This is a genomic window from Actinoallomurus sp. CA-142502, assembly GCF_050936355.1.
Taxonomy (GTDB): domain Bacteria; phylum Actinomycetota; class Actinomycetes; order Streptosporangiales; family Streptosporangiaceae; genus Actinoallomurus; species Actinoallomurus iriomotensis.
The window spans coordinates 3,438,299-3,463,664 of sequence record NZ_JBNJMY010000001.1 but is presented as its reverse complement, the minus strand read 5'-3'; the positions used below and the strand labels follow the sequence as shown (position 1 = coordinate 3,463,664).

General features: G+C 72.0%; 26 protein-coding genes. 10 read left to right on the top strand and 16 right to left on the bottom strand.

Features of this window, described 5'->3' with window-relative positions; all coding sequences use genetic code 11:
* Positions 1-114 precede the first annotated feature (114 nt).
* From ACQEV1_RS16840 to modA, 7 genes are all read left to right on the top strand, one after another.
* Positions 115-1,743: an MFS transporter gene (locus ACQEV1_RS16840; RefSeq protein ID WP_433394652.1), complete on the top strand. Its 1,629-nt coding sequence runs from the start codon at positions 115-117 to the stop codon at positions 1,741-1,743.
* 25 nt (positions 1,744-1,768) lie between these two features.
* Positions 1,769-2,635 (top strand): 1,4-dihydroxy-2-naphthoate polyprenyltransferase, encoded by an 867-nt coding sequence (locus ACQEV1_RS16835; protein ID WP_285617548.1) that lies wholly within the window; start codon positions 1,769-1,771, stop codon positions 2,633-2,635.
* A gap of 117 nt (positions 2,636-2,752) precedes the next feature.
* On the top strand, positions 2,753-3,136 hold the full coding sequence (locus ACQEV1_RS16830) for a TOBE domain-containing protein (RefSeq protein ID WP_285580805.1): 384 nt from the start codon (positions 2,753-2,755) through the stop codon (positions 3,134-3,136).
* Positions 3,133-3,579 (top strand): hypothetical protein, encoded by a 447-nt coding sequence (locus ACQEV1_RS16825; RefSeq protein WP_433394651.1) that lies wholly within the window; start codon positions 3,133-3,135, stop codon positions 3,577-3,579. The genes ACQEV1_RS16830 and ACQEV1_RS16825 overlap by 4 nt, the downstream gene beginning before the upstream one ends.
* Positions 3,576-4,352, top strand: a complete 777-nt coding sequence (locus tag ACQEV1_RS16820) for an ABC transporter permease (protein WP_285581006.1) — start codon at positions 3,576-3,578, stop codon at positions 4,350-4,352. Before ACQEV1_RS16825 ends, ACQEV1_RS16820 begins: the two co-directional genes overlap by 4 nt.
* Positions 4,340-5,377: an ABC transporter ATP-binding protein gene (locus ACQEV1_RS16815; RefSeq protein ID WP_433394650.1), complete on the top strand. Its 1,038-nt coding sequence runs from the start codon at positions 4,340-4,342 to the stop codon at positions 5,375-5,377. Before ACQEV1_RS16820 ends, ACQEV1_RS16815 begins: the two co-directional genes overlap by 13 nt.
* Before the next feature lie 79 nt (positions 5,378-5,456).
* Positions 5,457-6,206 (top strand): molybdate ABC transporter substrate-binding protein, encoded by a 750-nt coding sequence (modA, locus tag ACQEV1_RS16810; protein WP_433394649.1) that lies wholly within the window; start codon positions 5,457-5,459, stop codon positions 6,204-6,206.
* Positions 6,207-6,214: 8 nt separating this feature from the next.
* Here the strand turns inward: modA and ACQEV1_RS16805 are convergent, their stop codons facing one another.
* Together ACQEV1_RS16805 and ACQEV1_RS16800 are read right to left on the bottom strand one after the other, a co-directional pair.
* Entirely contained in the window at positions 6,215-6,709 is a 495-nt protein-coding gene (locus tag ACQEV1_RS16805) for a MarR family winged helix-turn-helix transcriptional regulator (protein WP_285580811.1), read from the bottom strand.
* 35 nt (positions 6,710-6,744) lie between these two features.
* The gene (locus ACQEV1_RS16800) at positions 6,745-8,112 is read right to left on the bottom strand and encodes an MFS transporter (RefSeq protein WP_433394648.1); all 1,368 of its coding nucleotides are present in this window, start codon (positions 8,110-8,112) and stop codon (positions 6,745-6,747) included.
* A gap of 744 nt (positions 8,113-8,856) precedes the next feature.
* Between ACQEV1_RS16800 and ACQEV1_RS16795 the strand changes: the two genes are divergently transcribed.
* Positions 8,857-9,558, top strand: coding sequence for a hypothetical protein (locus ACQEV1_RS16795; protein ID WP_285580814.1), 702 nt, complete (start codon positions 8,857-8,859; stop codon positions 9,556-9,558).
* Between the two features lie 124 nt (positions 9,559-9,682).
* Positions 9,683-10,045 (top strand): hypothetical protein, encoded by a 363-nt coding sequence (locus ACQEV1_RS16790; RefSeq protein WP_433394647.1) that lies wholly within the window; start codon positions 9,683-9,685, stop codon positions 10,043-10,045.
* 291 nt (positions 10,046-10,336) lie between these two features.
* On the opposite strand, the gene dapB is transcribed toward ACQEV1_RS16790, so the two are convergent.
* The 6 genes from dapB to ACQEV1_RS16760 form a co-directional block, all read right to left on the bottom strand.
* Entirely contained in the window at positions 10,337-11,077 is a 741-nt protein-coding gene (dapB, locus tag ACQEV1_RS16785) for a 4-hydroxy-tetrahydrodipicolinate reductase (RefSeq protein WP_285618872.1), read from the bottom strand.
* A gap of 153 nt (positions 11,078-11,230) precedes the next feature.
* Complete coding sequence (locus ACQEV1_RS16780) at positions 11,231-12,559, bottom strand: M16 family metallopeptidase (RefSeq protein ID WP_285617554.1); 1,329 nt, start codon at positions 12,557-12,559, stop codon at positions 11,231-11,233.
* Positions 12,556-14,895 (bottom strand): polyribonucleotide nucleotidyltransferase, encoded by a 2,340-nt coding sequence (locus tag ACQEV1_RS16775; protein ID WP_433394646.1) that lies wholly within the window; start codon positions 14,893-14,895, stop codon positions 12,556-12,558. Before ACQEV1_RS16775 ends, ACQEV1_RS16780 begins: the two co-directional genes overlap by 4 nt.
* A gap of 225 nt (positions 14,896-15,120) precedes the next feature.
* Positions 15,121-15,390, bottom strand: coding sequence for a 30S ribosomal protein S15 (gene rpsO, locus ACQEV1_RS16770; protein WP_285580821.1), 270 nt, complete (start codon positions 15,388-15,390; stop codon positions 15,121-15,123).
* A gap of 215 nt (positions 15,391-15,605) precedes the next feature.
* Positions 15,606-16,574, bottom strand: a complete 969-nt coding sequence (locus tag ACQEV1_RS16765; protein WP_285580822.1) for a bifunctional riboflavin kinase/FAD synthetase — start codon at positions 16,572-16,574, stop codon at positions 15,606-15,608.
* A gap of 87 nt (positions 16,575-16,661) precedes the next feature.
* Positions 16,662-16,829, bottom strand: a complete 168-nt coding sequence (locus tag ACQEV1_RS16760; RefSeq protein WP_285580824.1) for a hypothetical protein — start codon at positions 16,827-16,829, stop codon at positions 16,662-16,664.
* An 80-nt stretch (positions 16,830-16,909) separates the two neighbouring features.
* Between ACQEV1_RS16760 and ACQEV1_RS16755 the strand changes: the two genes are divergently transcribed.
* Positions 16,910-17,446 carry a CGNR zinc finger domain-containing protein gene (locus tag ACQEV1_RS16755; protein ID WP_285580827.1) on the top strand — a complete coding sequence of 179 codons (537 nt, stop codon included), beginning with the start codon at positions 16,910-16,912 and terminating at the stop codon, positions 17,444-17,446.
* A gap of 28 nt (positions 17,447-17,474) precedes the next feature.
* Here ACQEV1_RS16755 and truB read toward each other — a convergent pair whose 3' ends face one another.
* The 8 genes from truB to rimP all read right to left on the bottom strand — a co-directional run bounded on the left by truB (position 17,475) and on the right by rimP (position 25,340).
* Positions 17,475-18,341, bottom strand: coding sequence for a tRNA pseudouridine(55) synthase TruB (gene truB, locus ACQEV1_RS16750; RefSeq protein ID WP_285617556.1), 867 nt, complete (start codon positions 18,339-18,341; stop codon positions 17,475-17,477).
* On the bottom strand, positions 18,338-19,366 hold the full coding sequence (locus tag ACQEV1_RS16745; protein WP_285617557.1) for a DHH family phosphoesterase: 1,029 nt from the start codon (positions 19,364-19,366) through the stop codon (positions 18,338-18,340). Before ACQEV1_RS16745 ends, truB begins: the two co-directional genes overlap by 4 nt.
* A complete protein-coding gene (gene rbfA, locus ACQEV1_RS16740) occupies positions 19,363-19,845 on the bottom strand; it encodes a 30S ribosome-binding factor RbfA (RefSeq protein WP_285580832.1) in 483 nt (160 codons plus the stop codon). The genes ACQEV1_RS16745 and rbfA overlap by 4 nt, the downstream gene beginning before the upstream one ends.
* A 71-nt stretch (positions 19,846-19,916) precedes the next feature.
* Positions 19,917-20,243 (bottom strand): DUF503 domain-containing protein, encoded by a 327-nt coding sequence (locus ACQEV1_RS16735; RefSeq protein ID WP_433394645.1) that lies wholly within the window; start codon positions 20,241-20,243, stop codon positions 19,917-19,919.
* Positions 20,244-20,319: 76 nt separating this feature from the next.
* Positions 20,320-23,346 carry a translation initiation factor IF-2 gene (gene infB / locus ACQEV1_RS16730; protein ID WP_433394644.1) on the bottom strand — a complete coding sequence of 1,009 codons (3,027 nt, stop codon included), beginning with the start codon at positions 23,344-23,346 and terminating at the stop codon, positions 20,320-20,322.
* A 116-nt stretch (positions 23,347-23,462) separates the two neighbouring features.
* The gene (locus ACQEV1_RS16725) at positions 23,463-23,750 is read right to left on the bottom strand and encodes a YlxR family protein (protein ID WP_285617559.1); all 288 of its coding nucleotides are present in this window, start codon (positions 23,748-23,750) and stop codon (positions 23,463-23,465) included.
* A 4-nt stretch (positions 23,751-23,754) separates the two neighbouring features.
* Positions 23,755-24,780, bottom strand: coding sequence for a transcription termination factor NusA (gene nusA / locus ACQEV1_RS16720; protein WP_285618875.1), 1,026 nt, complete (start codon positions 24,778-24,780; stop codon positions 23,755-23,757).
* A 23-nt stretch (positions 24,781-24,803) separates the two neighbouring features.
* A complete protein-coding gene (gene rimP / locus ACQEV1_RS16715) occupies positions 24,804-25,340 on the bottom strand; it encodes a ribosome maturation factor RimP (protein WP_285580836.1) in 537 nt (178 codons plus the stop codon).
* Positions 25,341-25,366 lie beyond the last annotated feature (26 nt).

Here is a 25,366-nt window from a genome sequence, read left to right as displayed (position 1 = left end):
CGCGTGGCCAGAGGGCGACCCGGATCAGGGGGATCGAGGGGCGGGGGTAGGTTGAAAGCGAACCGTTCGGCGGCGAACCATCGCCCACACTCAGGCAGGTCCACCCGAATCCCCATGACTGTCAGCACGGCTCCGGCCGCTCCCGCTCCCGCGATCGGCGCTCCGGGCCGTCGCCGGTGGCTGGGCATGGTGATCATCGGTCTCGGCGTCTCGCTGATCATCGTCGACGCCACGATCGTCAACGTCATGCTGCCCCGCGTGGTCGGTGACCTGCGGCTGACCACGGCGGACGCCGAATGGGTCACCTCGGTCTACTCCCTCGTGTTCGCGGCGCTGCTCATCCCGTTCGGGATGGCCGGCGACGTGTACGGGCGAAGGCGGATGTTCCTGCTGGGCACGGTGGTGTTCGTGCTGGCGAGCCTGCTGGCGGCCGCCGCGGGGAGCGGCGCCGCCCTCATCGGCGCCCGCGTGCTGCAGGGTGTCGGCGCGTCCATGATCCTGCCGGCCACGCTGTCCACGGTGACGGCGGTGTTCCACGGCCGCGACCGCGCCGTGGCGTTCGGGATCTGGGGCTCGCTCATCGGCGGCATGGCCGCCCTCGGGCCGCTGCTCGGCGGCTGGCTCGCGACCTCGTACGGCTGGCGGTGGGCGTTCGGGGTCAACCTGCCGATCGGCGCGGTCGTCATCGCCGGGGCCCTCATCCTGGTCCCCGAGACCCGCGACCGTACCGCCCGGCGCGGCGTCGACTGGACCGGCGGGCTGCTGACCGCGGCCGGGCTCGGGGCACTGGTGTTCGCGCTCATCGAGGGGCAGCGGTACGGCTGGTGGCGTCCGCTGCGGCCCTTCTCGGCCGGACCGGTCCACTGGGGCGCCGGGATCTCCCCGGTGCCGGTCGCCCTCGCGGCCGGAGCGGTCGCGCTGGGCGCGCTGTTCGCCGTCGAGCGGGCGCGTGCGGCGGCCGGACGCCCGGTCGTGCTGGACCTGACACTGTTCCGCATCCCGTCCTTTCGCCGCGGCAACGCCGCCGCCTCGCTGATCAGTGTCGGCGAGCTGGGGCTGATGTTCACGCTGCCGCTGTTCCTGCAGGACGTGCACGGCGATTCGCCGCTCCAGGTCAGCGTGGCGATCCTGCCGCTGGCTCTGGGCACGCTGGTCGTCGGCGGCTTCGCGGCGCGGCTGTCGCGGCGCGTGGGCGCCGCCCGGATGCTCCAGGCCGGCATGGCCCTGGAGACCGTCGCGGTGCTCCTCATCGGCCTCACGACGCACGCCGGCACCACCGGGTACGCGCTCGCACCGTGGATGCTGCTCTACGGCGTCGGGCTGGGCCTGACCACCGCGCAGCTCACGAACATCGTCCTGCGCGACGTGCCGCCGGCCCGCGCGGGCCTCGCCTCGGGCACGCAGTCGACCGCGCGGCAGGTCGGCTCGGCGCTGGGCATCGCCCTGATCGGCACCGTCTTCGCGACGAGCCTCAGCCACGTCATGACCGACCGGCTGCGCGACACCGGGGCGGGGGCGAGCCAGGGCGGGGTGTACGCGGCGCGGCTGCGCGACTCGGCCGGCACGTTCGCCCGTGACCTGCGGCACGGCGACCCGCGCGTCGCCCGCGCCGCCGACGAGAGCCTGGCGGCCGCGACCGACCGCGCCGCCTTCGTCACGGCCGGGCTGCTGGGCCTCGGCTTCGTGCTGACCCTGGGTCTGCGTCAACCGCCCGAGCCGGATCCGGCAGAATCTCCCGCATGATCTTCGACGCCGGACGCGTGCGGTAGTGGCCTCCCTCCCCCAGTGGGTCGCCGGAGCCCGACCCCGTACCCTCCCCAACTCGATCGTTCCCGTGCTCGTCGGCACCGGACTCGCGATCGGCTTCGGCCACGCGATCTGGTGGCGCGCCGTGGTCGCGCTGCTCGTGTCGATGCTGCTGCAGATCGGCGTGAACTACGCCAACGACTACAGCGATGGCATCCGCGGCACCGATGAGGAACGCGTCGGGCCGATGCGCCTGGTCGGTTCCAAGGTCGCGCCGCCCCGCCAGGTCCTCGCGGCGGCGGCCGTCTGCTTCCTGCTCGCGGCGATCGCGGGCCTCGTGCTGGCGGCGGTCACCTCCTGGTGGCTGCTGCTGATCGGCGCGGCGGCGATCGCCGCGGGGTGGTTCTACACCGGGGGCTCACGACCGTACGGCTACCGCGCGCTGGGCGAGATCTCGGTGTTCGTGTTCTTCGGGTTGGTCTCAGTCGTCGGCACCGCGTACGTGCAGCTCGAAGGCCTGCCGTGGGCGGTGTGGATCGCGTCGGTGCCGGTGGGGCTGCTGTCGTGCTCGATGCTGGTGGTGAACAACCTGCGCGACATCCCGACGGACCGGGAGGCGGGCAAGCGCACGCTCGCGGTCGTCCTCGGCGACGGGCGCACCCGCCTGCTGTACGCCGGGTGCGCGGTCGTGGCCCTGTGCTGCGTGCCGGTCGTCGCCGCGGCGCACCCGTGGGCGATGATCGGGCTGCTGTCGGCGCTGTGGGCGATCTCCCCGGTGCGGCGCGTCCTGCGCGGGGCGACGGGCCCGGAGCTCATCGCGGTGCTCGGCGAGACGGGGCGGTTGCAGATCGTCTTCGGCGTTCTGTTCGCCGTCGGCCTCGCCGTCTGAGCTTCTTGAGGGTTTGCGTCTTTGTCGCATCTGCCAGCGTTCGCGGCCTTCGGCACCCGCATCGGCCTGGTGTTTCGTTGAAGATTCTCCGTTTCTGCGAGGGATATACTCGCGCGGGTGACGGTGTTCCGGATCAGTGAGGTCGCGTCTCTGCTCGATGTCAGCCCGGACACCGTCCGACGCTGGGTCGATTCGGGCCGGCTGGCGGCCGAGCGCGACGAACACGGCCATCGGATCGTTTCAGGGGCGGATCTGGCGGCTTTCGTCCGCTCGCCCGCCGAGGCCGAGACCTCCTTCTCCTCCGCACGCAACCGCATGCGCGGCATCGTCACCGACGTCGTACGCGACGGCGTGATGGCGAAGGTGGAGATCCAGGCGGGGCCCTACCGCGTCGTGTCCCTGATGAGCCGGGAGGCGGCGGACGATCTCGGCCTCGAACCGGGCGTCGTCGCGGTCGCCGTGGTGAAATCCACGAACGTCGTCGTGGAGCGCACCGAATGACCCCCGGCCCGCCTGCCCCGGCCGCGGAGGGTCGTCCACAGGGGCGGCAGAGCCTTCCGGGAGCGGGGGGCGGGGCTGGACAATGGAAGTGGGGTCGCCGCCCCCGGGCGGGCGGGGTCCGCACCACCCCGGCCCGCACCACCCCGGCCCGCACCACCCCGGCCCGCACCACCCCGGCCCGCACCACCCCGGCCCGCACCACCCCGGCCCGCACCACCCCGGCCCGCACCACCCCGGCCCGCACCACCCCGGCCCGCACCACCCCGGCCCGCACCACCCCGGCCCGCACCACCCCGGCCCGCACCACCCCGGCCCGCACCACCCCGGCCCGCACCACCCCGGCCCGCACCACCCCGGCCCGCACCACCCCGGCCCGCACCACCCCGGCCCGCACCACCCCGGCCCGCACCACCCCGGCCCGCACCACTGGGGCGCGGCTGTGAACCGCCGGGCGCCCTGGGTGCTCGTTCTGCCGGCGCTCGTCGCGCTCGTCTTTCTCGTGCTGCCCGTCGCCGGGCTGCTGGTGCGGGCGCCCTGGTCCACGCTCGGCACCCGGCTCGCCCAGCCCGAGATTCTCGACGCGCTCCGGCTGTCGGTCGTCTGTGCCACGCTCGCGACGGTCTTCTGCCTCATTCTCGGGGTGCCGCTCGCGTGGGTGCTGGCCCGCGTGTCCTTTCCCGGTCACCGGCTCGTGCGTGCGCTGGTGACCGTGCCGCTCGTGCTGCCCCCGGTCGTCGGCGGCGTGGCGCTGCTGCTGGTCCTCGGCCGCAGCGGCCTCGTCGGCCAGTGGCTGTACCGCTGGTTCGGCGTGAGCCTGCCGTTCACCACCGCCGGGGTGGTCGTGGCCGAGGCGTTCGTCGCGCTGCCGTTCCTGGTGATCAGTGTGGAGGGCGCGTTGCGCGCCGCCGACCTGCGGTACGAGGACGCGGCGGCGACGCTGGGCGCCTCCCGCTGGACGACGTTCCGCCGGGTCACGCTGCCGCTCATCGCACCGGGCATCGGAGCGGGGGCGGTGCTGTGCTGGGCCCGCGCGCTCGGTGAGTTCGGGGCCACGATCACCTTCGCCGGCAACTTTCCGGGCCGTACGCAGACCATGCCCCTCGCCGTGTACCTCGCGCTGGAGAACGACCCGCAGGCCGCGATCGTGCTCAGCCTCGTGCTCCTCGCGGTGTCCGTGGTGGTCCTCTCCGGACTGCGAGGCCGGTGGGTGTCGTGATCGACGCGCACCTGGTCGTACGGCGGCCGGCGTTCACCCTCGACATCGCGCTGGAGGCCGCCGAGGGCGAGGTCGTGGCGCTGCTGGGGCCGAACGGCGCGGGCAAGAGCACCGCGCTGCGCGCCCTCGCCGGGCTCCTGCCGCTGTCGGCGGGGCACATCCGCGTGCACGGCGAGGAGTGGCGTGACCGGCCGGCGGACCGGCGTCCGGTCGGCATGGTCTTCCAGGACTACCTGCTCTTCCCCCATCTCACCGCGCTCGACAACGTGGCGTTCGGGCCGCGCTGCCAGGGCGTGCGCAAGGGCGAGGCGCGTCGGCTCGCCTCCGAGTGGCTCTCGCGTGTCGGCCTCGCCGACCACGCCGGCCGCCGTCCGCGTACCCTCTCCGGCGGCCAGGCGCAGCGGGTCGCGCTCGCCCGTGCCCTCGCCGTACGGCCCCGGCTGCTCCTGCTGGACGAGCCGCTGTCCGCGCTCGACGTCGACACGCGGCGGGAGATCCGGGCCGGGCTGCGCCGCCACCTCGCGGAGTTCGACGGCGCGTCGCTGCTCGTCACCCACGACCCGCTCGACGCGATGGCGCTCGCCGACCGGCTCATCGTGGTCGAGGACGGCCGCGTCGTCCAGGAGGGCACGCCCGCGCACGTCGCGCGCCACCCCCGTACGGACTATGTCGCCCGCCTCGTCGGCCTGAACCTCTACCGCGGCGTCGCGGAGGGCCATGACGTGAAGCTGGAGCGGCTGACCCTGTCGGCCGCCGAGTCGCTGGGCGGCGAGGTGTTCCTGGCGTTCCCGCCGTCGGCGGTGGCACTGTTCCGTGTACGGCCGGAGGGCAGTCCGCGCAACCTGTGGGAGGCCACGGTCGGCGGGATCGAGCCGCACGGCGACCAGGTCCGCGTCCACCTCGAAGGCCCGCTGCCGGCCGCCGCCGACATCACCCCGGCCGCCCTGGCCGAGCTCGGCCTGGCGGAGGGCGAACCCGTGTGGGCCGCGGTCAAGGCGGCGGAAACTCACGCCTACCCCGCCTGACGGCCCCGCTGTCGGCCGAGGTCGCGACACTCGCCCCGCGGCGACGGCTCTTGTCCCACAACGCCCTAAGATCGCGGCCATGCCGTATTTCACGCGCCTCGCCTCCGTTGTCGCGGTGACCCTGGCTCTGGGCGGATGCGGCATCGCGTCCGGAGACACGCGGTTCACCCTGAAGGTGCTGGCCGCGTCGTCGCTCACCGACGCGTTCGGCGAGCTCGGCACCGCCTACCAGCAGGCGAACCGGCACGTGACACGCGTGCAGTTCGAGTTCAGCGGCTCGCAGGAGGCCGCCGGGGACATCGACGACGGCGAGCACGCGGACGTGCTGGCCACCGCCGACAGCGCCTCGATGGACATCGCCGACGGCAAGACCACCGACCGCCGCCCCTTCGCGTACGGGGCGATGACGATCGCGGTGGCGCCGGGCAATCCGCGGCACATACGCCAGTTGTCCGACCTCGCCGACCCCAGGCTGCGGGTGGTGCTGGGCGGCCCGATCGTCCCCGTGGGCCGCTACGCCGCGCAGGTCCTGGCGAAGGCGGGCGTCCAGGTACGGCCGTCGTCGGAGGAGGCCGACGCGCGGACCGTGCTGACGCGGGTCCGCACCGGGGCCGCCGACGCCGGCATCGTGTACGTGACGGACATGCGGTCGGCGGGCGTGTCGGCGAGCAGCGTGGCCATCCCGGCGCTTCAGAACGTCACGGCCACCTATTTCGCGGCCGCCGTCCGGCGCAGCGACCACGGCGACGCCGCCAAGGCGTTCGTGACCTGGCTGACCTCGTCCGCGGCGAGGACGATCCTGCGCAAGTACGGCTTCCTGACCGGCTGAGGCCCGGTTCAGGAGCGGGCGGCGCCGGGTTCGTCGGCGAGGGTGTCCACCGTCTCGGCCAGGATCCGCAGGCCGGGGAGGGCCTCGGCCAGGACGTTCTGGTGGTGGTCGTCCAGAGCGCCGAGGGCCGCCTGGAGGATCGCGGTGTTGGTCGCCTTCCAGTTCTCCACGGCCTGCCGTCCGGCGGGCGTCGGGCTCAGCGCGATGGCGCGGGCGTCGTCCGCCGCGTTCGTCCGTACGACGAGCCCGCGGGAGTGCAGCGCGTTGACCAGCGTGGTGACGGAGTTGGCGGCGAGCATGAGCCGGCGCGCGATCCGGCCGGGGCGGATGCCGGGCTCGTCGGCCACGCACGCCAGCACTTCGAGCTGGGCGACCGAGAGCGGATTGGCCGGGTCGGCGGCGCGGGCGGCGCGGCGCATGGCGCGACGGAGTCGCGCGACGGTGTCGGCGAGGAGGACGCCGGTGTCCTCCGACGTCCGACCCGCCCGGAGGTCGTGGGCCATGCGCCCATTGTCCCCCTAAACGGCAGGATTAGTATTCATGTCCGGGGTTCTCCCGGAGTACGGGCGACGAGGCCGGTGGCGGTCGCGACGGCGGCGACGGCGGCCATCGCGGCGAAGGCCGGTCGCGCCCCCTCCCCCGTGCTGTGCAGGAAGAGGGTCACGACGGCGATGCCCAGCGCGGTACCGATGCCGCGGGTCATGTTCACCATGCCCCCGGCGGTCGCCGAGAGCCGGCGCGGGACGGCTGCCATCACCGCGGTGTTGTTCGCGGGGATGAACAGGCCCAGCCCGAGGCCGAGCAGGAACAGGCTCCAGCCGGAGACGCCCAGGCAGAGCAGGGCCGCCGCCACCGTCGAAAGGGAGCCGCCGAGCACGCACCGGCTCCGGTTGCCGAGACGTCGCGGCAGGAGGCGGTCGGCGGCGAGCGCGGCGAGGGCGAACCCGGCCGGCAGCGTGGTGAGCACGAGCCCCGCGTACGTCGCGCCCCGGCCCGCGAGGATCTGCGGCACCAGCGCCAGCGGCCCGAACAGTACGAGGTAGCCGCACATCGCCCCAGCCAGCCCGGCCGAGATCGCGGGAGTGCGCAACAGGGCGATGTCGACCAGCGGGCTCGCCGCGCGCCGCTCCCGTACGCCGAAGGCCGCCGTCGCCGCCCCCGCCACGACCGCGAGGGCCGCGATCGCCGCCCCGGACAGGCCGAGGCCGGAGGCACCGGAGATGGCCAGCAGCGCCGCGGTGCTCGCGGCGGCGATGAGGAGCAGCCCCGGCCAGTCGAACCGCGCGGCGTCGGCCCGCTCGCGCGTACGGGGCAGCAGGTACCGGCCGACGACCAGAGCGGCGCATCCGACCGGAACGTTCACCCAGAAGACCCATCGCCAGCCGGCCGAGCCGACCAGCAGCCCCCCGACGGTCGGCCCGAGCGCGAGCCCGAGGGCCTGCGCGGCGGCCTGCATGCCGAGCGCGGCGCGCATCCGGGCGCGGGGCACACTCGTGACGACGAGCGCGACGCTGTTGGCCTGGAGCATGGCCGCACCCGCCGCCTGCAGGACGCGGAAGCCGATGAGCGCCCCGAGCGTCGGCGCGAGACCGCACGCCGCGGACGCCACGGTGAAGACGAGGAAGCCGTAGAGGTAGACGAGCTTGCGCCCGACCGCGTCCGCGAGCCGGCCGGCCCCTGCGAGCAGCCCGACGAGCGCGAGCAGGTAGGCGAGCGAGACCCACTGCGCGGCGGCCAGCGAGGCGCTGAAGTCACGCTGGAGCGCCGGGAAGGCGAGCGTGACGATGCTGGCGTCCAACTGCCCCATGAACGCGCCGACGCAGACGGACCCGACCGCGAACCAGGGGGCGTAGGGGTGTTCCCGCACCGCTCGCGGGCGTGCCGGTTCAACGAGCAACCGCGTCATCAATCCAGGTCTCCACGCTCGGCGTCGTAGATAGTTCTGTTAGAGAAGTATAAATGTCGGGGTTTGTCCGCTGAAGCGGTGGCCCCCGCCACGGGCCGGCGGCGTCTTGCCGGTCGGCCTCGTGGGCCCGGGCGAGCCGGTGCGCCCGCCTCGGTCAGCGGCCGGCGCGGCGAGGGTGAGTCGATACGGCCACGGCCCGCGAAACGCGCGTCAGGGGTGTCGGCGGCGGAGCAGCGGGACGGCCGACCACCCACCACTCGCGTCCGCCCTCGACCCGGCAGCCGGTCGCCCTCATCCCACCCACCTCACGCCACCCCTGCCCCGGCGGCGGTCCCCTACGTGCGGCCGAGATGTGTGCGCACCATCGGACGCCTCCACTTTGGCGGCGGCCCCTGTGGGTACCGAGACGTCTTCGCCACGGGTATCCCGCCCCCCCTGCCGCAGTCCCCACCGAGTGGCCGAGACCGGCTCGGCGGCGGAGGAACAGGGCAGTCGATCGGCCTTGCGAGCGCCCGCACTCGAACTGGCCGCCGGATGCCTCCGATGCCGCCCTCAGCCTGGCCACCGCACGCCGCCCCTGCTCCCGGTGGCGGCTCATGTGGGTGGTCGGGACGTGTTCGTGGCGTGACGGCGGGTCGCAGTGCGTGGAAGTCCTCCGGAGCGGGACAATGCTCACCGCAGCGACACTTCCCCCCTTACGGAGTGCACCCTTTGGGCCTCGCCGACCTTGAAAACGTCGACCTCGTGACGGGAGAGCCCGACGGCGACCAGGGCCTTTGGATCCTGTCGGAGGACTGGACGCCCGAGCGCGAGGCGCTCGACCACGTACAGCTCCTGATCAAGCTGGCCCACGTCCGCGCGTACGCGGAGGGGCTCGACGGGCAGGGGCATCGGTGGACGATCCTGTTGCACAGCGGTGGAGAGCCGCCGTCGAGTGTGCTGCGGTTCCTGCGCGAACGCGACATCGCGGCGATGACCGTCGGGCCGTCCGGGCCGCGTCCGGCGGCGGGGCGTCCGGCGCGTTTTCCGAACCTGCACGACGGTTCGCCGGACCTCGACTCCCTGCAGGCCGCGAACGCCGCGAGCTTCGCCGCCGAGCACGGACTCGACGGGTCGCTCGACTCTCTCGTGCTGCTCGACGACGCCCTGGAGGAACGCCGGCGCCTGCACGGGCTGCTCCCCGGCGACGTGGACCCGGACTTCTCCGACGGCGACCTGATCGTCCTGGCCGGAGCGTACGCGGGCGAAGTGCTCCGCCACCACACCCGCGAGGCGATGTGGTGGCTCGGGCCGCCCGGCCGGTCCGGTCCGCTGCACATGCGGGCCGGTCTCGGCCTGGGGTCGCGGGTCGACACGCTCGGGCGGGTGCGGCGTTACCTGCAGTACGGCTCCGACGACTCGGTGCACGCCCTGGTGGCGGACCTGGCCGCCCGCCTCGGCCACTGATTCTCGAATACCGATTGCGATCACTCAATCGCTCTCCGTATCGTTTGAGGGTACCTAAACCCCGACCGATACCGGGAGTCGAACTATGCTCGCGTCACCCTCACTCGAGGAGCGTGTCTCGACCGTGGAGGACACCGTCAAGGACATCGTCACGTCGCTTCCGCTTCCGGACTCCACGGCCAGAAGGCTCCAGGCCGACGTGATCCTCCTCCGCCAGGAGACCGCGTCACTCCGGCGGGACGTCGTCGATCTCGCCGTGGACACGCACGAGATCCGGGAGACCCTGAAGGAGCACGGCACCACCCTCAAACGGCACGACACGATGCTCACCGAGCAGAGCCGGACACTCAAAGAGCACAGCCGGACGCTCAGGGAGCACAGCAAGGACCTCACCGAGATCAAGTCCACGCTGCGAGACCACGGCGACGTCCTGAAGGACCTGGCCACCACGCTGAAGGTCGTCGTCACCAAACTCGACGAGCGCTAGCCGACGGCCGCAGCGCTGCCGTGGGTCGCGTGTGCGTCGCGACGACCCGGTCGGCTCGTGAGTCGCGCCGCCCGACCCGGCGTACGGCCAGCCGCCGGCGTGGTGCATCGCGCCGCACGCCAGCGGGCCGCGCGGGCGGGGCAGCGAGGCGAGCAGTGTGCGCCCGTGCTGCTTCGGTCTCGAACCGGAGCAGCACAGGCCGGCGGGCGCCCCTGGGCTGAGCCCACCGGCACGAGGATCGGCGGGAGCGGGCAGGCTCGGCTCTGGCGAGCTTGCGCGGGCAGGCTCGGGTCAGCCGAGGCCGAGCAGGGATTCCAGGCCGACGGTGAGGCCCGGAAGTTCGGCGACGCGGCGGACACCCAGGAGCACTCCCGGGCTGAACGACTCGCGGCTCAGCGAGTCGTGGCGGATCGTCAGGGTCTCGCCGTGGCCGCCGAGCAGCACCTCCTGGTGGGCGATCAGGCCGGCGAGGCGTACGGCGTGCACGCGGACGCCGCCCACGTCGGCGCCGCGGGCCCCGTCGAGGGCGGTCGTGGTCGCGTCCGGCGAACGGCCGACGCCGGCCTTCTCACGCGCGGCGTTGGCGAGTTCGGCGGTACGGCGGGCGGTGCCGCTGGGCGCGTCGGCCTTGTTCGGATGGTGCAGCTCGACGATCTCCACCGAGTCGAAGAACGGGGCGGCCTTCTGGGCGAAGTGCATCATGAGCACCGCGCCGACGGCGAAGTTCGGGGCGATCAGCGAGTTGACACCCGGGTGGGAGGCGAGCCAGCCACGGACGGTCTCGAACCTGCCCTCGTCGAACCCGGTCGTCCCCACGACCGTGTGCACGCCGTGTTCGATGCACCAGTGGAGGTTGTCCATGACCGCGTCGGGATGCGTGAAGTCGATGGCGACCTCCGCGGCCGCGAGCGGATCCCGCCCGTCGCCGACGTCCACCGCGGCCACGAGTTCCAGATCCTCCGCCGCCTCAACCGCCCGGCACAGCTCGGCGCCCACGCGCCCGCGCGCACCCAGCACCCCGACCTTGATCATCTGTTCCCTCTCGCTCGTCCTCACGCAGCGCCGAGCCTATCGCCCGCGGCGGCGTCCCCGCCGACCCCGGAAACGGCGATGGCACCTCCGCCGACGGAGGTGCCATCCCGTTGAAAAACCCCGCCCGCGGCATGCACCGCGAAGCGAGACGGCTCACAGCGTGAAGTCGCGGCCTCCGAACGGACCGATGACGGTCAACGTCATCGGACGGCCGAGGACCTCCGCGCCGATCGCACGGACGTCATCGAGCGTCACCGCCTCGATCCGGCCCAAGATGTCGTCGACCGACAGCAGGCTGTCGTACACGAGCTCGCTCTTGCCGATGCGGCTCATCCGCGACCCGGTGTCCTCCAGGCCGAGGACGAAGGAGCCGCGCAGCTGTCCCTTGCCGCGCTCCAGCTCATCCTCGGTGATGCCCTCGGCGGCCACCTTGGCGACCTCGTCGCGGCAGATGGACAGGACCTCGTCCACCTTGGCCGGGAGGCAGCCCGCGTACACGCCGAACGTGCCCGTGTCCGCGTACTGGGAGTTGTAGCTGTACACGGAGTACGCCAGCCCGCGCTTCTCCCGGATCTCCTGGAACAGACGCGACGACATCCCGCCGCCCAGGGCCGCGTTGAGCACGCCCAGGGCGAAGCGGCGCTCGTCCGTGCGGGTGATGCCGACCGTGCCGAGGATCAGGTTGGCCTGCTCGGTCGGCCGGTCGATCGAGTGGACTCCGGGGTTGGACGCGGCGCCCGGGCCTTCGGTGCGCGGCGGGCTCGGCATCCGGCCGGCGTCGCCGAGGTTGGCCGCGAACGCCTCCGACACCAGGCGGACGACCTCGTCGTGGTCGAGGTTGCCGGCCGCGGCGACGACGAGGTTCGGCGCGACGTAGCGCCCCTTGTAGTACGCGGAGATGCGTTCCTGCGGCAGGCCGCTGATCGACTCGACCGTGCCGAGGATCGGACGGCCGAGCGGCACGTCGCCGAACAACGCCGCGGCGAACTCATCGTGCACCGCGTCGGTCGGGTCGTCGTCGTGCATGGCGATCTCTTCGAGGATCACCCCGCGTTCGGCCTCGACGTCCTGGTCCTCGATCAGCGACGAGGTGACCATGTCGGAGACGACGTCGATGGCGAGCGGCAGGTCGGAGTCGAGCACCCGCGCGTAGTAGCAGGTGTACTCCTTGGCGGTGAAGGCGTTCATCTCACCGCCCACCGCGTCCATCAGCGACGACATCTCCAGCGCGCTGCGCTTCGGCGTGCCCTTGAACAGCAGGTGCTCCAGGAAGTGCGAAGCGCCGGCCTCCTCGGGCGTCTCGTCGCGTGACCCGACGCCCGCCCAGATGCCGAAGGCGACCGAGCGCACGGTCGGCATCGTCTCGGTGACGATGCGCAGACCGCCCGGCAGGACGGTGCGCCGCACCACCCCGGCACCATCGGTGCCGGGGTGGACGGTGTGGGTCGAGCCGGGCTCCTGCTCGCGTGCGGTGATCGTCATGAGTTGCGGTCGGAGTCGCCACCGCGGTTGCCGCCGCCGCTGCGGGTGCGGCGGCGGCGCGGACGCTCGCCGTCGCTGCGGCTCTCGCGCCGCTCGCCCGACTGGCCGTCGTCCGAGGGCGCGGTCTCCGCGGCGTCCGAGCCGCCCTCGGCGGCGGCCTCCGCCTCACGCTCGACCACCTCGACCGGCACCAGCGACAGCTTGCCGCGGGAGTCGATCTCGGTGACCTCGACCTGGACCTTCTCGCCGACCTTGATGACGTCGTCGATGTTCTCGATCCGGGCGCCGCCGTGCAGCTTGCGGATCTGAGAGATGTGCAGCAGCCCGTCCTTGCCGGGCAGCAGCGACACGAACGCGCCGAACGTCGTGGTCTTGACGACCGTGCCGAGGTAGCGCTCGCCGACCTCCGGCATGTGCGGGTTGGCGATCGAGTTGATCGCCTGCCGCGCGGCCTCCGCGGACGGGCCGTCGGTGGCGCCGACGTAGATCGTGCCGTCGTCCTCGATGGTGATCTCGGCGCCCGTGTCGTCCTGGATGGAGTTGATCATCTTGCCCTTGGGGCCGATGACCTCGCCAATCTTGTCGACCGGGACCTTGATCGTGATGATGCGCGGAGCGTTCGGGCTCATCTCGCCCGGAGCCTCGATGGCCTCCTGCATCACGTCGAGGATGGCCAGCCGGGCACCCTTGGCCTGCTTGAGCGCGCCCGCCAGGACGCTCGCCGGGATGCCGTCGAGCTTGGTGTCGAGCTGGAGCGCCGTGATCAGGTCACGGGTGCCGGCGACCTTGAAGTCCATGTCGCCGAAGGCGTCTTCGGCGCCGAGGATGTCGGTCAGCGTGACGTACTCGTCGCCCTCGTTGATGAGGCCCATGGCGATGCCGGCCACCATCTGCTTGAGCGGCACACCCGCGGACAGCAGCGACATCGTGCTGGCGCAGACCGAGCCCATCGAGGTGGAGCCGTTGGAGCCGACGGCCTCCGACACCTGCCGGATGGCGTACGGGAACTCCTCGCGCGTCGGCAGCACCGGGATCAGCGCCCGCTCGGCGAGCGCGCCGTGGCCGATCTCGCGGCGCTTCGGCGAGCCGACGCGGCCGGTCTCACCGGTGGAGTACGGCGGGAAGTTGTAGTTGTGCATGTAGCGCTTGGTGCGCTCGGGGTTGAGCGTGTCGATCATCTGCTCCATGCGGAGCATGTTCAGCGTCGTCACGCCCAGGATCTGGGTCTCGCCGCGCTCGAACAGCGCGGAACCGTGCACCCGCGGCACCACGCCGACCTCGGCGGTGAGCTGACGGATGTCCTTGACCCCGCGGCCGTCGATGCGGATCTTCTCGGCGATGACCCGCTCGCGCACGAGCTTCTTGGTCAGCGCGCGGAACGCGGCGCCGATCTCCTTCTCGCGCTCTTCGAAGTCGGGCCCGACCTTCTCCGCGGCGAGCGCCTTGACCCGGTCGAGCTCGCTCTCGCGCTCCTGCTTGCCGGCGATGGTCAGCGCCTGGGCGAGCTCGGAGCGTACGGCGGCCTCGACCGCGGCGAACACGTCGTCCTGGTAGTCCAGGAAGATCGGGTAGTCGGCCGTCTCCTTGGCCGCCTGGGCGGCGAGCTGGCTCTGCGCCTGGCAGAGCACCTTGATGAACGGCTTGGCGGCATCGAGGCCCTCGGCCACGGCCTCCTCGGTCGGGGCGGCGGCGCCGTCGGCGACGAGGTTCAGCGTGCGCGGCGTCGACTCGGCCTCGACCATCATGATCGCGACGTCGCCGTCCTCGAGCACCCGGCCGGCCACGACCATGTCGAAGGTCGCGCGCTCCAGCTCGGTGTGCGTCGGGAAGCCGACCCACTGGCCCTCGATCAGGGCGACGCGCACGCCGCCGATCGGGCCGGAGAACGGCAGACCCGCGAGCTGCGTGGACATCGACGCGGCGTTGATGGCGACGACGTCGTACAGGTGCTCGGGGTTGAGGGCCAGGATCGTCTCGACGACCTGGATCTCGTTGCGCAGGCCCTTCTTGAACGACGGGCGCAGCGGCCGGTCGATCAGCCGGCAGGTGAGGATGGCGTCCTCGCTCGGCCGGCCCTCACGGCGGAAGAACGAGCCGGGGATGCGCCCGGCGGCGTACATCCGCTCCTCGACGTCGACCGTGAGCGGGAAGAAGTCGAGGTTGTCCTTCGGCTTCTTTGACGCGGTGGTGGCGGACAGGACCATGGTGTCGTCGTCGAGGTAGACGACGGCGGACCCGGCCGCCTGGCGGGCGAGCCGCCCGGTTTCGAATCGGACCGTGCGTTGGCCGAAAGCGCCGTTGTCGATAACGGCTTCGGCGATCTTCACACCTTCCACGATGTGAACCCTCCTTGGGAATCGGTGGAGGCCCGCATCCGGTTCCCCGGTGGTGCAACGCTCTGTGGAGAGGTGCCGGTCTTCGATCGAAGCCGTCGGACCCGCCCGGGTTCCGATGGCCACTACCGAGGACCGGCCCCCGACGCACGCGGGGCGGCGGTCGCGGGCTCATTCAGTTGTACGAATACGAAGAGAGGGAGCGGCGGAGGCCGCTCCCTCTGACCGCTATCGGCGCAGGCCGAGCCGCTCAATCAGCTGACGGTAGCGGTTGATGTCCTTCTTCTGCAGGTACTGCAGGAGGCGACGACGCCGGCCGACCATCAGCAGCAGACCACGACGGGAGTGGTGGTCGTGCTTGTGGGTCTTGAGGTGCTCGGTGAGCTCATTGATGCGCTTGGTGAGAACGGCCACCTGGACCTCGGGCGAACCGGTGTCGCCTTCGGACGTGGCGTACTCTTCCATGATCTTCTTTTTGGCGGCGGTGTCGAGCGACACGGCTCTCCTTCTCTGGCGGGTACGCCGATATCAAGTCGAAACACTCGGAAACCATGCGTACCCACAGTCATCCGAGTGGATGGGCGATCACGCCCCGCGCGGGCAGCCGACTACTGCCGGTCACTTCCCAGCGGCAAATCACGGTACCACGGGAAACCTGGCACCCCGTTAACGATTGAACACCCAGTCATGGCGGAGTGTTCCCGCGAACCGCCTCAGTCGCGGGTCAGGTCGCGCGCCTGGTCGACGTCGCGGCGCATCTGGTCGATCAGCGCCCCGACCGAGTCGAACTTGAGGGTGTCGCGCAGCCGCGCGGTGAAGTCGACGCCGACGTGCGCGCCGTACAGGTCGAGATCGTCGCGGTCGAGGGCGTACGCCTCGACGGTGCGCTCGCCGCCCTCGAACGTCGGGTTGACGCCGATGGAGATCGCGGCCGGCCAGCGGGCGTCCGGATGTCCCGCGGACCGGTCGCCCTGCAGCTCGGCGTAGCCGGGGCAGTGGAGATATCCGGCGTAGACCCCGTCGCGCGGGATGGCGGTGTGCGGCAGGCTCTCCAGGTTGGCGGTGGGAAAGCCGAGGTCACGGCCGCGCTGCGCCCCGCGTACGACGACACCCTCGACCCGGTGGGGCCGCCCCAGCAGCCGCGTGGCGCCCTCCACGTCGCCCTCGGCGAGCTGTTCGCGGACCAGGGTCGAGGAGATCGGCCGGCCGTCCGCGACGAGCGGCACGCCCTCGGCCTCGAAGTCGTACTTGCCGCCCAGCTCCTGGAGCAGCGCGACGTCGCCCTTGGCCTTGTGCCCGAACCGGAAGTCCTCCCCCACCACGACGCGGACGGCGTGCAGCCGGTCGACCAGGACCGACTGGATGAACTCGTCCGGCCCCATGCGGGACAGCTCGAGCGTGAAGGGCAGCACCATCACCGCGTCCGCTCCCAGCTCGCCGAGGAGCTCGGCGCGCCGCTTCGGCGTGCACAGCAGCGGCGGATACGTCCCCGGCCGTACGACCTCGTCGGGATGCGGGTCGAAGGTGATCACCACGGCGGGCGCGTCGAGCTCGCGGGCGAGCTCCGCGGTGCGGTCGACGAGCCGCTGATGCCCGCGGTGCACACCGTCGAAAACGCCGATGGTGACGATCGACCTGCCCCAGTCTGCGGGCACGTCGTCGAGGCCATGCCAACGTCGCACTGTCCACCCCTCTCGCGGTGCTCCTAGCGTGCCATGGGTGAGGCACCGGGGGTGACATCGGGCCGGTTCCGGCGGTCCCGTGCCTCGTCAGCTCCCCGGCCGGAGCGTCTCGGCGGCGCCGTACCGCAGGATGCTGACGCGCACCTCACCGCAGGCGCACCGACTGTAGGTCACGAGGCCCTCGGAGGTGGCATGCCGGGAGATGACCTCGTACGGCTCGGACTCGGGCCAGGCACAGACAGGGCACTCGGTCACCGGGATTCCGCCAATGCGATCGCTGTAATGGTCTATCCGATGATAAACATTACAGCTCGATCGTCGGGCAAGATAGGGCGATGCGGGTCACCGGCTACAAGAGTCAGGGCATCGGCGCCGCGGCCGCTCTGGTCAACGCCGTGACGAGCGCCGAGGGAACCGACACGGACGACGCGCTGCGCGGCGTCCTGGCGGACCACGGCTTCTTCGTGGCGGACTTCACCGCGGACACCGCGGCGCGGCTGCGTCCCTGGGCCCGGATGCTGCGATCGGTCTTCGAGGCGGAGACGCTGGACCGGGCGGTGGACCTGCTCAACGGCCTGCTCGCGGACGTGCCGATGCACCCCCACCTGGCCGACCACGACGAGCTGGGGCTGCACCTGCACTACGCGCCGCCACAGGTGGAGCTGGCGCACCGGTTCCGCGCGACCACGCTGATGAACCTGTCGGAGCTGGTCTGCGACCACGGCGTCGACCGGATCGGGGTCTGCGCCGCCTCCGGATGTGACCGCGTCTACGCCGACGACTCGCGCGGCGGGCGCCGGAGGTTCTGCTCCGACGCCTGCGCGAACCGGACCAACGTCGCCGCCTACCGCGCCCGCCACCGCGACCGCTGAGAGCGGCCAGACCGGCCAGATCAGCCCGTCAGGGGACGAAGACGGCGATCGGCTTGGCGACCGGGCCGTGCTCCTCCATCAGCGCGAGCAGCGTGCCGTCGGGGCCGAAGACGCCGATCGGGCCCGGCCCCAGGCCGGTCGCGCCCAGACGCCCCCCGTGCGCGATCTTGCGGGCGTCGTCGGTGGACACGTCGAGCCGCGGGAAGGCCGCGGACACCGCCTCGGCCAGCGGCAGGACGGTGAGCTCCTCGGTGAGCTGCTCGATCGTACGGGCCTGGGAGAGGTCGTACGGGCCCACGCGGGTGCGGCGCAGGTAGCACAGGTGGCCGCCGACGCCCAGGGCGGCGCCCAGGTCGCGGGCCAGCGCGCGGATGTAGGTGCCGCTGGAGCACGTCACGGTGGCCGAGACGTCGAGCACGTCACCGGCGTAGCGCAGGTCGCCGAGCGCGAAGTCGTACACCGTGACCTGGCGGGCCTTGAGCGCGACCTCCTCGCCGTCTCGGACCCGCTTGTACGCCCGGCGTCCGTCCACCTTGATGGCGCTGACCTGGGGCGGGATCTGCTCGATCGGGCCGGTGAGGTCGGCGACCGCCGTGCGCAGCTCCTCCTCGGTCACTCCCGAGGCGGGCGCGGTGGCGGTGACCTCGCCCTCCGCGTCGTCGGTGTTGGTCGACTGGCCCAGCCGGATCACCGCGTCGTAGGACTTCTCGGTGAGCGCAAGGTGGCCGAGCAGGCGGGTCGCCTTGTCCACCCCGACGACGAGCACACCGGTGGCCATGGGGTCGAGCGTGCCGGCGTGGCCGACTCTGCGAGTGCCCGCCAGCCGGCGCAGCTTGCCCACGACGTCGTGGGAGGTCCAGCCGGCCGGCTTGTCGACGATGACAAGTCCGTTCATGTGCGGTTGACGACCTCGATCTGGGCGAGAAGCTCCCGTAGGCGTTCGACCGCGTGCCGGACCTCGCCGTGCAAGGTGAAACCGGCCGCCGTCGGGTGTCCGCCGCCGCCGAGTGCGACGCACGCCATCCCGACGTCGACGCGCCCCTTGGAGCGGGTGGAGACCTGCCAGGCGCCTTCGTCGTCCTCCTTGAAGACGACGGCGACCTCGGCCTCGTCCGTGCGCCGGACGACGTCGATCACGCCTTCGAGCAGGTCGTACGGCAGGCCGTGCGCGGCGCGGTCGGCGCGCGTCACCGTGGTCCAGACCATGCCGAGGCCGCCGGCCACCTCCGGTTCGAGCGTGGCGCGGCCGAGCGCCGCGGACAGCACCGGCAGGTAGCCGAACGGGGCGCGGTCCCAGACCTCGCGGGCGACCCGCTCGGGCCGGATGCCGGTGGCGAGGAGCCTCCCGGCGAGCGCGTGGACCTCGGGGGTGGTCGCGGCGTACTTGAAGGAACCGGTGTCGGTGACCAGCCCGACGTACAAGCCGAGGGCCATGTCATGGGTGAGGGGCACGCCGAGTCGGTCGATGAGGCGCTCGGTGACCGCCGCGGTCGCCGCGGCGCCCGGGTCGACGAGATGCGTCGTGCCGAACCGGGTGTTCGACGCGTGGTGGTCCAGGACGATCACCTCGCGCGCCTTGCGGGCGTTGGCCGCGAGGCTGCCGAGCCGATCGCGGCTGGCCGCGTCGAAGGTGACCATGACGTCCGGCTCGGCCGGGTAGTCACCGGGGTCGGTGAGCAGGTCCAGGCCGGGCAGGAACCGCAGAATCCGCGGCACGACGAACACGTCGCCGAACGAGGCCGTGAACGGCTTGCCCAGGACGCGCAGCGCCTGGGCGAAGGCCAGCATCGACCCCAGGGCGTCGCCGTCCGGGGAGACGTGACACGCCAGGCAGACCGTCTCGGCCTCTTCGATCGAGGCGACCGCCCGTTCCCACTCGTCGGCGGTGATGGCTACGGTGCTACCCGGCGGGGAGTTCACGACCCGGAGTATCCCGCGTTGTCGGCATCGTCGCCGTCGGTTTCGTCAACATCCGCATCGGATCGCGCCTCGCGGTAAGGGTTGGCGTCCCCGGCGGGAAGGGCACCCTCGGCGACCTTGGCCACCTGCTCGTCCGCGGCGCGCGCCTTGGCGAGCAGATCGTTGATCTGCCGGGCGTTCTCGGGCAGCGCGTCGGGCACGAACGTCAGGCTCGGGGTGTGCCGCACGCCGGTGCGCTTGCCCACCTCCGTACGGATCACGCCCTTGGCGCTGTCGAGCGCCGCCGCGCTGTCCGCGCGCTCGGCGTCGCTGCCGTACACGGTGTAGAAGACCGTCGCGTCCCGCAGGTCGTTGGTCAGCCGGGTGTCCGTCACGGTGACGAAACCGAGCCGCGGATCCTTGATCCGCCGCTCCAGCATCTCCGCGACGATCTGCTGGATGCGATCTGCGAGCTTACGAGCCCTCGCGGGGTCCGTCACAGCTTCTCCTTCATCGGTCCCGTGACCAGGGTGCGGTCACGGTCCTCCATCAACCGGTAATGGAATGCACTCTATGACTCTTCGTTGAAGAGCCGTTGCCGGGCCGAGAGCAGCTCGATCTCCGGGCGTCCGGCGACCAGCCGCTCACACGCCTCCAGCACCTCGACGCAGTTGGCCGCCTCGGCGGAGACGACCGCGATCGCGATCTCCGCCCGGCGATGCAGGTCGAGGTGGCCCGTCTCGGCGGCCGCGGCCGCCGGGAACCGCCGGCGTACTTCGGCGACGATCGGGCGGACCACGGCGCGTTTCTGCTTCAGCGAACGTACGTCGCCGAGCAGCAGGTCAAGGGTCAATGCTCCCACATACACAACGGTCACCCCCGTGATCGGACCGGGCATCGACCGACGAGGTGGCGTGCGACGAAGCCGCACGCCACCTCTTCGGGTCGTACCGGGACCGGCGGACGAGCCGCGCTCAGACGCGCGGCTTCTCCCGCATCTCGAAGGTCTCGATGATGTCGCCGATCTTGATGTCGCCGTACCCGATGCCGATACCGCACTCGAAGCCCTCGCGGACCTCGGTCGCGTCGTCCTTGAACCGGCGGAGCGACGAGACGGTGAGGTTGTCGGAGACGACCACGCCGTCGCGGACCAGCCGCGCCTTGCTGTTGCGGTTGATCGTGCCGGACTGGACCATCGAACCGGCGACGTTGCCGATGCGCGGCACCTTGAAGACCTCGCGGATCTCCGCCGTGCCGAGCCGCACCTCTTCGAACTCGGGCTTGAGCATGCCCTTGAGCGCGGCTTCGACCTCTTCGATCGCCTGGTAGATGACCGAGTAGTAGCGGATGTCCACGCCTTCGCGGTCGGCCAGCTCCTGCGCGTTGCGCTCGGGCCGGACGTTGAAGCCGATGATGACGGTGCCCTCCGACGTGAGCGCGAGGTTCACGTCGTCCTGCGTGATCGCGCCGACGCCGCGGCGGATCACCCGGAGACCGACCTCGTCGCCGACGTCGATCTTGAGCAGTGCGTCCTCGAGGGCCTCCACCGAACCGGAGACGTCGCCCTTGATGACCAGCAGCAGCTCCTGGAGCTCGCCCTTCTCGAGGTCCTTGAACAGCTCCTCGAGGGTGCGGCGCCCGCGAGTGCGGAGCAGCTCGGCGTTGCGCTTGCGCGCCTGCCGGCGGTCGGCGATCTGGCGTGCCATCCGGTCGTCGTCGACAACGATGAAGTTGTCACCGGCGCCGGGCGTGGCCGACAGACCCAGGACCTGGACCGGACGCGACGGCGGAGCCTCCTCGACGGGCTGGAAGTTCTCGTCGAGCATCGCACGGACGCGGCCGAAGGCCTCGCCACAGACGATCGAGTCGCCGACCTTGAGCGTGCCGCGCTGCACGAGCACGGTCGCCACCGAACCACGGCCCTTGTCCAGGTGTGCCTCGATCGCGACGCCCTGGGCGTCCTGTTCGGGGTTGGCCCGCAGGTCCAGCTCGGCGTCGGCGGTCAGGACCACCGCTTCGAGCAGGTCGTCGATGCCCATGCGCTGCTTCGCCGAGATGTCGACGAACTGCGTCTGGCCACCGAACTCCTCGGCCACCAGGCCGTACTCGGTGAGCTGCGCACGCACCCGCTGGGGGTCGGCGCCCTCCTTGTCGACCTTGTTGACCGCCACGACGATCGGCACCCCGGCCGCGTTGGCGTGGTCGATCGCCTCCGTGGTCTGCGGCTTCACCCCGTCGTCGGCGGCGACCACCAGCACGACCAGGTCGGTCGTCTCGGCACCGCGCGCACGCATGGCGGTGAACGCCTCGTGACCCGGGGTGTCGATGAAGGTGATCTTGCGCTCCTGGCCGTCGACCTCGGTCGCGACCTGGTAGGCGCCGATGTGCTGGGTGATGCCGCCGGCCTCGCCGGCCACCACGTTGGCGTTGCGGATCGCGTCGAGCAGCTTCGTCTTACCGTGGTCGACGTGACCCATGACGGTCACGACCGGCGGACGGGAGACGAGGTGCTCGTCGCCGCCCTCGTCCTCGCCGAACTCGATGTCGAAGGACTCGAGCAGCTCGCGGTCCTCGTCCTCGGGGCTGACGACCTGGACGGCGTAGTCCAGCTCGGCGCCGAGCAGCTGCAGCGTCTCCTCGTTGACCGACTGCGTCGCGGTGACCATCTCACCGAGGTGCAGCATCACCTCGACGAGCGACGCCGGGTTGGCGCCGATCTTCTCGGCGAAGTCGGTGAGCGAGGCGCCCTGCGGCAGGCGGATCGACTGGCCGTTGCCGCGCGGGACGCGGACACCGCCGATCGAGGGCGCCTGCATGTTGTCGAACTCTTGACGCCGCTGCTTCTTGGACTTGCGCCCACGCGTGGGACGTCCGCCAGGACGGCCGAACGCGCCCTGCGTGCCGCCGCGGCCACGGCCTCCGCCGCCCGGACGCGGGCCGCCGAAGCCACCGGGACGGCCACCGCCGCCGGCACCGGCCGGACGGCCGCCGAAGCCACCGCCACCACCGGGACGACCGCCGCCACCAGGACGGCCACCGCCGCCACCGGGACGACCGCCGCCGCCACCACCGGGACGCCCGCGGCCACCGGCGCCGCCGGGGCCACCGGCGTCGCGCTGCGGACGCGACGGCATGTTCATCGGGCTGGGACGCGGGCCTCCGGGCCGAGGCGGCATGCTGCCGGGGTTCGGCCGGGGACCGCCGGCGCCGGGTGCGCCGGGACGGCCCGGGCCACCCGGGCGCGGCGGGGCGCCCGCACCGCGGTCGCCACGAGGCGCGCTGGGCCGGTCACCGCGAGGCGGCGCCGGACGGTCGCCGCGCGGGCCAGGGCCGGGACGCGGACCCGGCTTGGCCGAGCCCATGCCGGTGTTGGTCGAGGAGAACGGGTTGTTACCCGGACGCGGACGGCCACCGGGACGCCCACCGGGCGCGGCCGGACGCGGACCGCCGCCGGGACCACCGGAGCCACCGGGCCGCGGGCCCGGCTTGGGACCCGGACCGGGACGCGCCGCGGGACCGGGACGCGGGCCCGGCTTGGGTCCGTCGGCCTGGCCACCCGGACCGGCCTGGCCACCCGGACCGGCCGGACCGGGTGCGGGCCGGGGCGCGGCCGGACGCGGGGCCTGCTGACGCGGGCCCGGCTGCGGGGCGGGCTTGGGCGCCTCGGGCACCGGCGGCAGATCGCGGCGGGGCGCCGGGGGCGCGTCCGTCTTGATCTCCGGTTGGGGCGCGGGCCTGGCCTCCGGCTTGAACTCTGGCTTGGGTGCGGCCGGCTTGGGCACCGGCCTGCGCGGACCCGGCTTCGGCGCCGGGGCCTTCTTACCGTCGCCCGACTTGGCCGACGGTCCTCCGAATGCTTCCTTAAGTCTGCGAACGACCGGCGCCTCGATCGTTGACGACGCCGACCGGACGAACTCGCCCATCTCGTTGAGCTTGGCCATGACGGCCTTGCTCTCCACACCGAATTCCTTGGCGAGCTCGTATACCCGGACCTTTGCCACTGCACTCCCTACTCGGTCCGGGGACGTCCTCGGACCGTCGCTACCTTGCGGTAATCATCGCTGCGTGCTCATCGAGCGCTCATAGCAATCTCGACCTGCTTCCGACTAGACGTCGCTTACGAACCGGCCTGCTGGGACTCGAGCCATTGGCGGAGCACGCCAACCTCGAGCGGCCCCGTCCGGCGAAATGCCCGGGGGAACGCCCGACGACGCTCAGCCAGCTCAAGACATGCCAGGTCGGGGTGCAGGGAGGCGCCCCTACCCGGCATTCGCCCGCGCGGGTCAGGGACCACGTTGAAACCAACAGGGCCCTCGACCACGACCAGGCGCAGCAGGTCGGACTTGGCCGTGCAAATCCGACAGCCCACGCATGTACGCCGTGGGACCGCGCGACCACGAACCATAAGTCTACCGCGTCGGCGCGTCGGCGGGACCTGCCGCATGCTCCCCTTCGGAGGAAGATCCGTTTTCGGTGTCCGGGCGGATGTCGATCCGCCACCCCGTCAGACGAGCGGCGAGACGGGCGTTCTGCCCCTCTTTGCCGATCGCCAGAGACAGCTGATAATCAGGCACGATGACCCGCGCGACGCGCGCCTCGGCGTCGATCACCTCGACATGGTTAACCCGCGCCGGAGACAGGGCATTCCCCACGAAATCGGCGGGCTCGTCCGACCAGTCGACGATGTCGATTTTCTCGCCGTGGAGCTCGTGCATCACGTTGCGCACCCGGCCGCCCATCGGCCCGATGCAGGCGCCCTTGGCGTTCACGCCGGGCTTCCGTGAGCGAACCGCGATCTTCGTGCGGTGGCCGGCCTCGCGGGCGATCGCCGCGATCTCGACCGTGCCGTCGGCGATCTCGGGCACCTCGAGCGCGAAGAGCTTCTTGACCAGGTTGGGGTGGGTGCGGGACAGCTTCACGAGCGGCCCGCGGTGCCCCTTCTTGACCTGGACGACGTAGGAGCGGATGCGCTCGCCGTGGTCGTAGTTCTCGCCCGGGACCTGCTCCTCGGGCGGGATCACACCCTCGAGCTTGCCGAGGTCGACCAGGACGTTGCGCGGGTCCTTGCCCTGCTGGATCACGCCCGCGACGATGTCGCCCTCGCGCCCGGCGTACTCGCCGAACGTCATCTCGTCCTCGGCGTTGCGCAGGTGCTGCAGGATCACCTGCTTGGCGGTGGTCGCCGCGATCCGGCTGAAGTTGGTGGGCGTGTCGTCGTACTCGCGCGGCTCGGCGGGCTCGCCCTCCGCCTCGTCGGCGGGCGTCTCGGTGGCCCACACCGTGACGTGGCCGGACTTGCGGTCGAGCTCGACGCGGGCCTTCGGGGCGGCGCCCTCGGTGCGGTGGTACGCGATCAGCAGTGCTTCCTCGATCGCCTTGACCACGAGTTCGAGAGAGATGTCCTTTTCACTCTCGAGACTGCGCAAAGCCGTCATATCGATGTCCACGAGGCCTCCCCCTAGTCCTCGTCGCCGTCGGGATCAGCGTCATCCCGGCGGTTGAACTCCACCTGGACCAGCCCGCGGGTGAGCTCGTCGTAGCCGAGCCGTCGCTCCTGGCCGTCGGTGTCGAGCACGACGGCCTCGTCATCGGCCGTCGAGACGCGGCCGGTGACCTCCTCGCCGCCGGACAGCGTCGCGCGTACGAGGCGGCCGCTCGCGCGCCGCCAGTGCCGTGGCTGGGTGAGGGGACGGTCGACCCCCGGCGAGGTCACCTCGAGGACGTACGGCCCCGAGCCCATCGCGTCGCTCTCGTCGAGCGCGGCGGAGACACGCTGGCTCACGACCGCGATGTCGTCGAGGCTGACGCCGCCGTCGCCGTCGACGATCACGCGCACCTGCCGCCGTTTGCCGGCCGGCGTCACGATGACGTCCTCGAGATCGAACCCGATCTCGGCGACCACCGGCTCGAGCAGGCGCATGAGCGAGGCCCGCGCCTGGTGTCCGGGCCCCCGCCGGCCCCGCTGAGCGTGGCCGGAGTCGGCATTGACGCTCATGGGGCCTCCTTCGTGTAGGCGCGTAC

Coding starts and splice junctions, on each gene's coding strand:
- ACQEV1_RS16840 (WP_433394652.1), top strand. CDS start 115: ATGACTGTCAGCACGGCTCCGGCCGCTCCCGCTCCCGCGATCGGCGCT.
- ACQEV1_RS16825 (WP_433394651.1), top strand. CDS start 3,133: ATGACCCCCGGCCCGCCTGCCCCGGCCGCGGAGGGTCGTCCACAGGGG.
- modA (WP_433394649.1), top strand. CDS start 5,457: ATGCCGTATTTCACGCGCCTCGCCTCCGTTGTCGCGGTGACCCTGGCT.
- ACQEV1_RS16805 (WP_285580811.1), bottom strand. CDS start 6,709: ATGGCCCACGACCTCCGGGCGGGTCGGACGTCGGAGGACACCGGCGTC.
- ACQEV1_RS16800 (WP_433394648.1), bottom strand. CDS start 8,112: ATGACGCGGTTGCTCGTTGAACCGGCACGCCCGCGAGCGGTGCGGGAA.
- dapB (WP_285618872.1), bottom strand. CDS start 11,077: ATGATCAAGGTCGGGGTGCTGGGTGCGCGCGGGCGCGTGGGCGCCGAG.
- ACQEV1_RS16780 (WP_285617554.1), bottom strand. CDS start 12,559: ATGACGATCACCGCACGCGAGCAGGAGCCCGGCTCGACCCACACCGTC.
- ACQEV1_RS16755 (WP_285580827.1), top strand. CDS start 16,910: ATGCGGGTCACCGGCTACAAGAGTCAGGGCATCGGCGCCGCGGCCGCT.
- truB (WP_285617556.1), bottom strand. CDS start 18,341: ATGAACGGACTTGTCATCGTCGACAAGCCGGCCGGCTGGACCTCCCAC.
- ACQEV1_RS16735 (WP_433394645.1), bottom strand. CDS start 20,243: ATGCCCGGTCCGATCACGGGGGTGACCGTTGTGTATGTGGGAGCATTG.
- ACQEV1_RS16725 (WP_285617559.1), bottom strand. CDS start 23,750: ATGGTTCGTGGTCGCGCGGTCCCACGGCGTACATGCGTGGGCTGTCGG.
- nusA (WP_285618875.1), bottom strand. CDS start 24,780: ATGACGGCTTTGCGCAGTCTCGAGAGTGAAAAGGACATCTCTCTCGAA.
- rimP (WP_285580836.1), bottom strand. CDS start 25,340: ATGAGCGTCAATGCCGACTCCGGCCACGCTCAGCGGGGCCGGCGGGGG.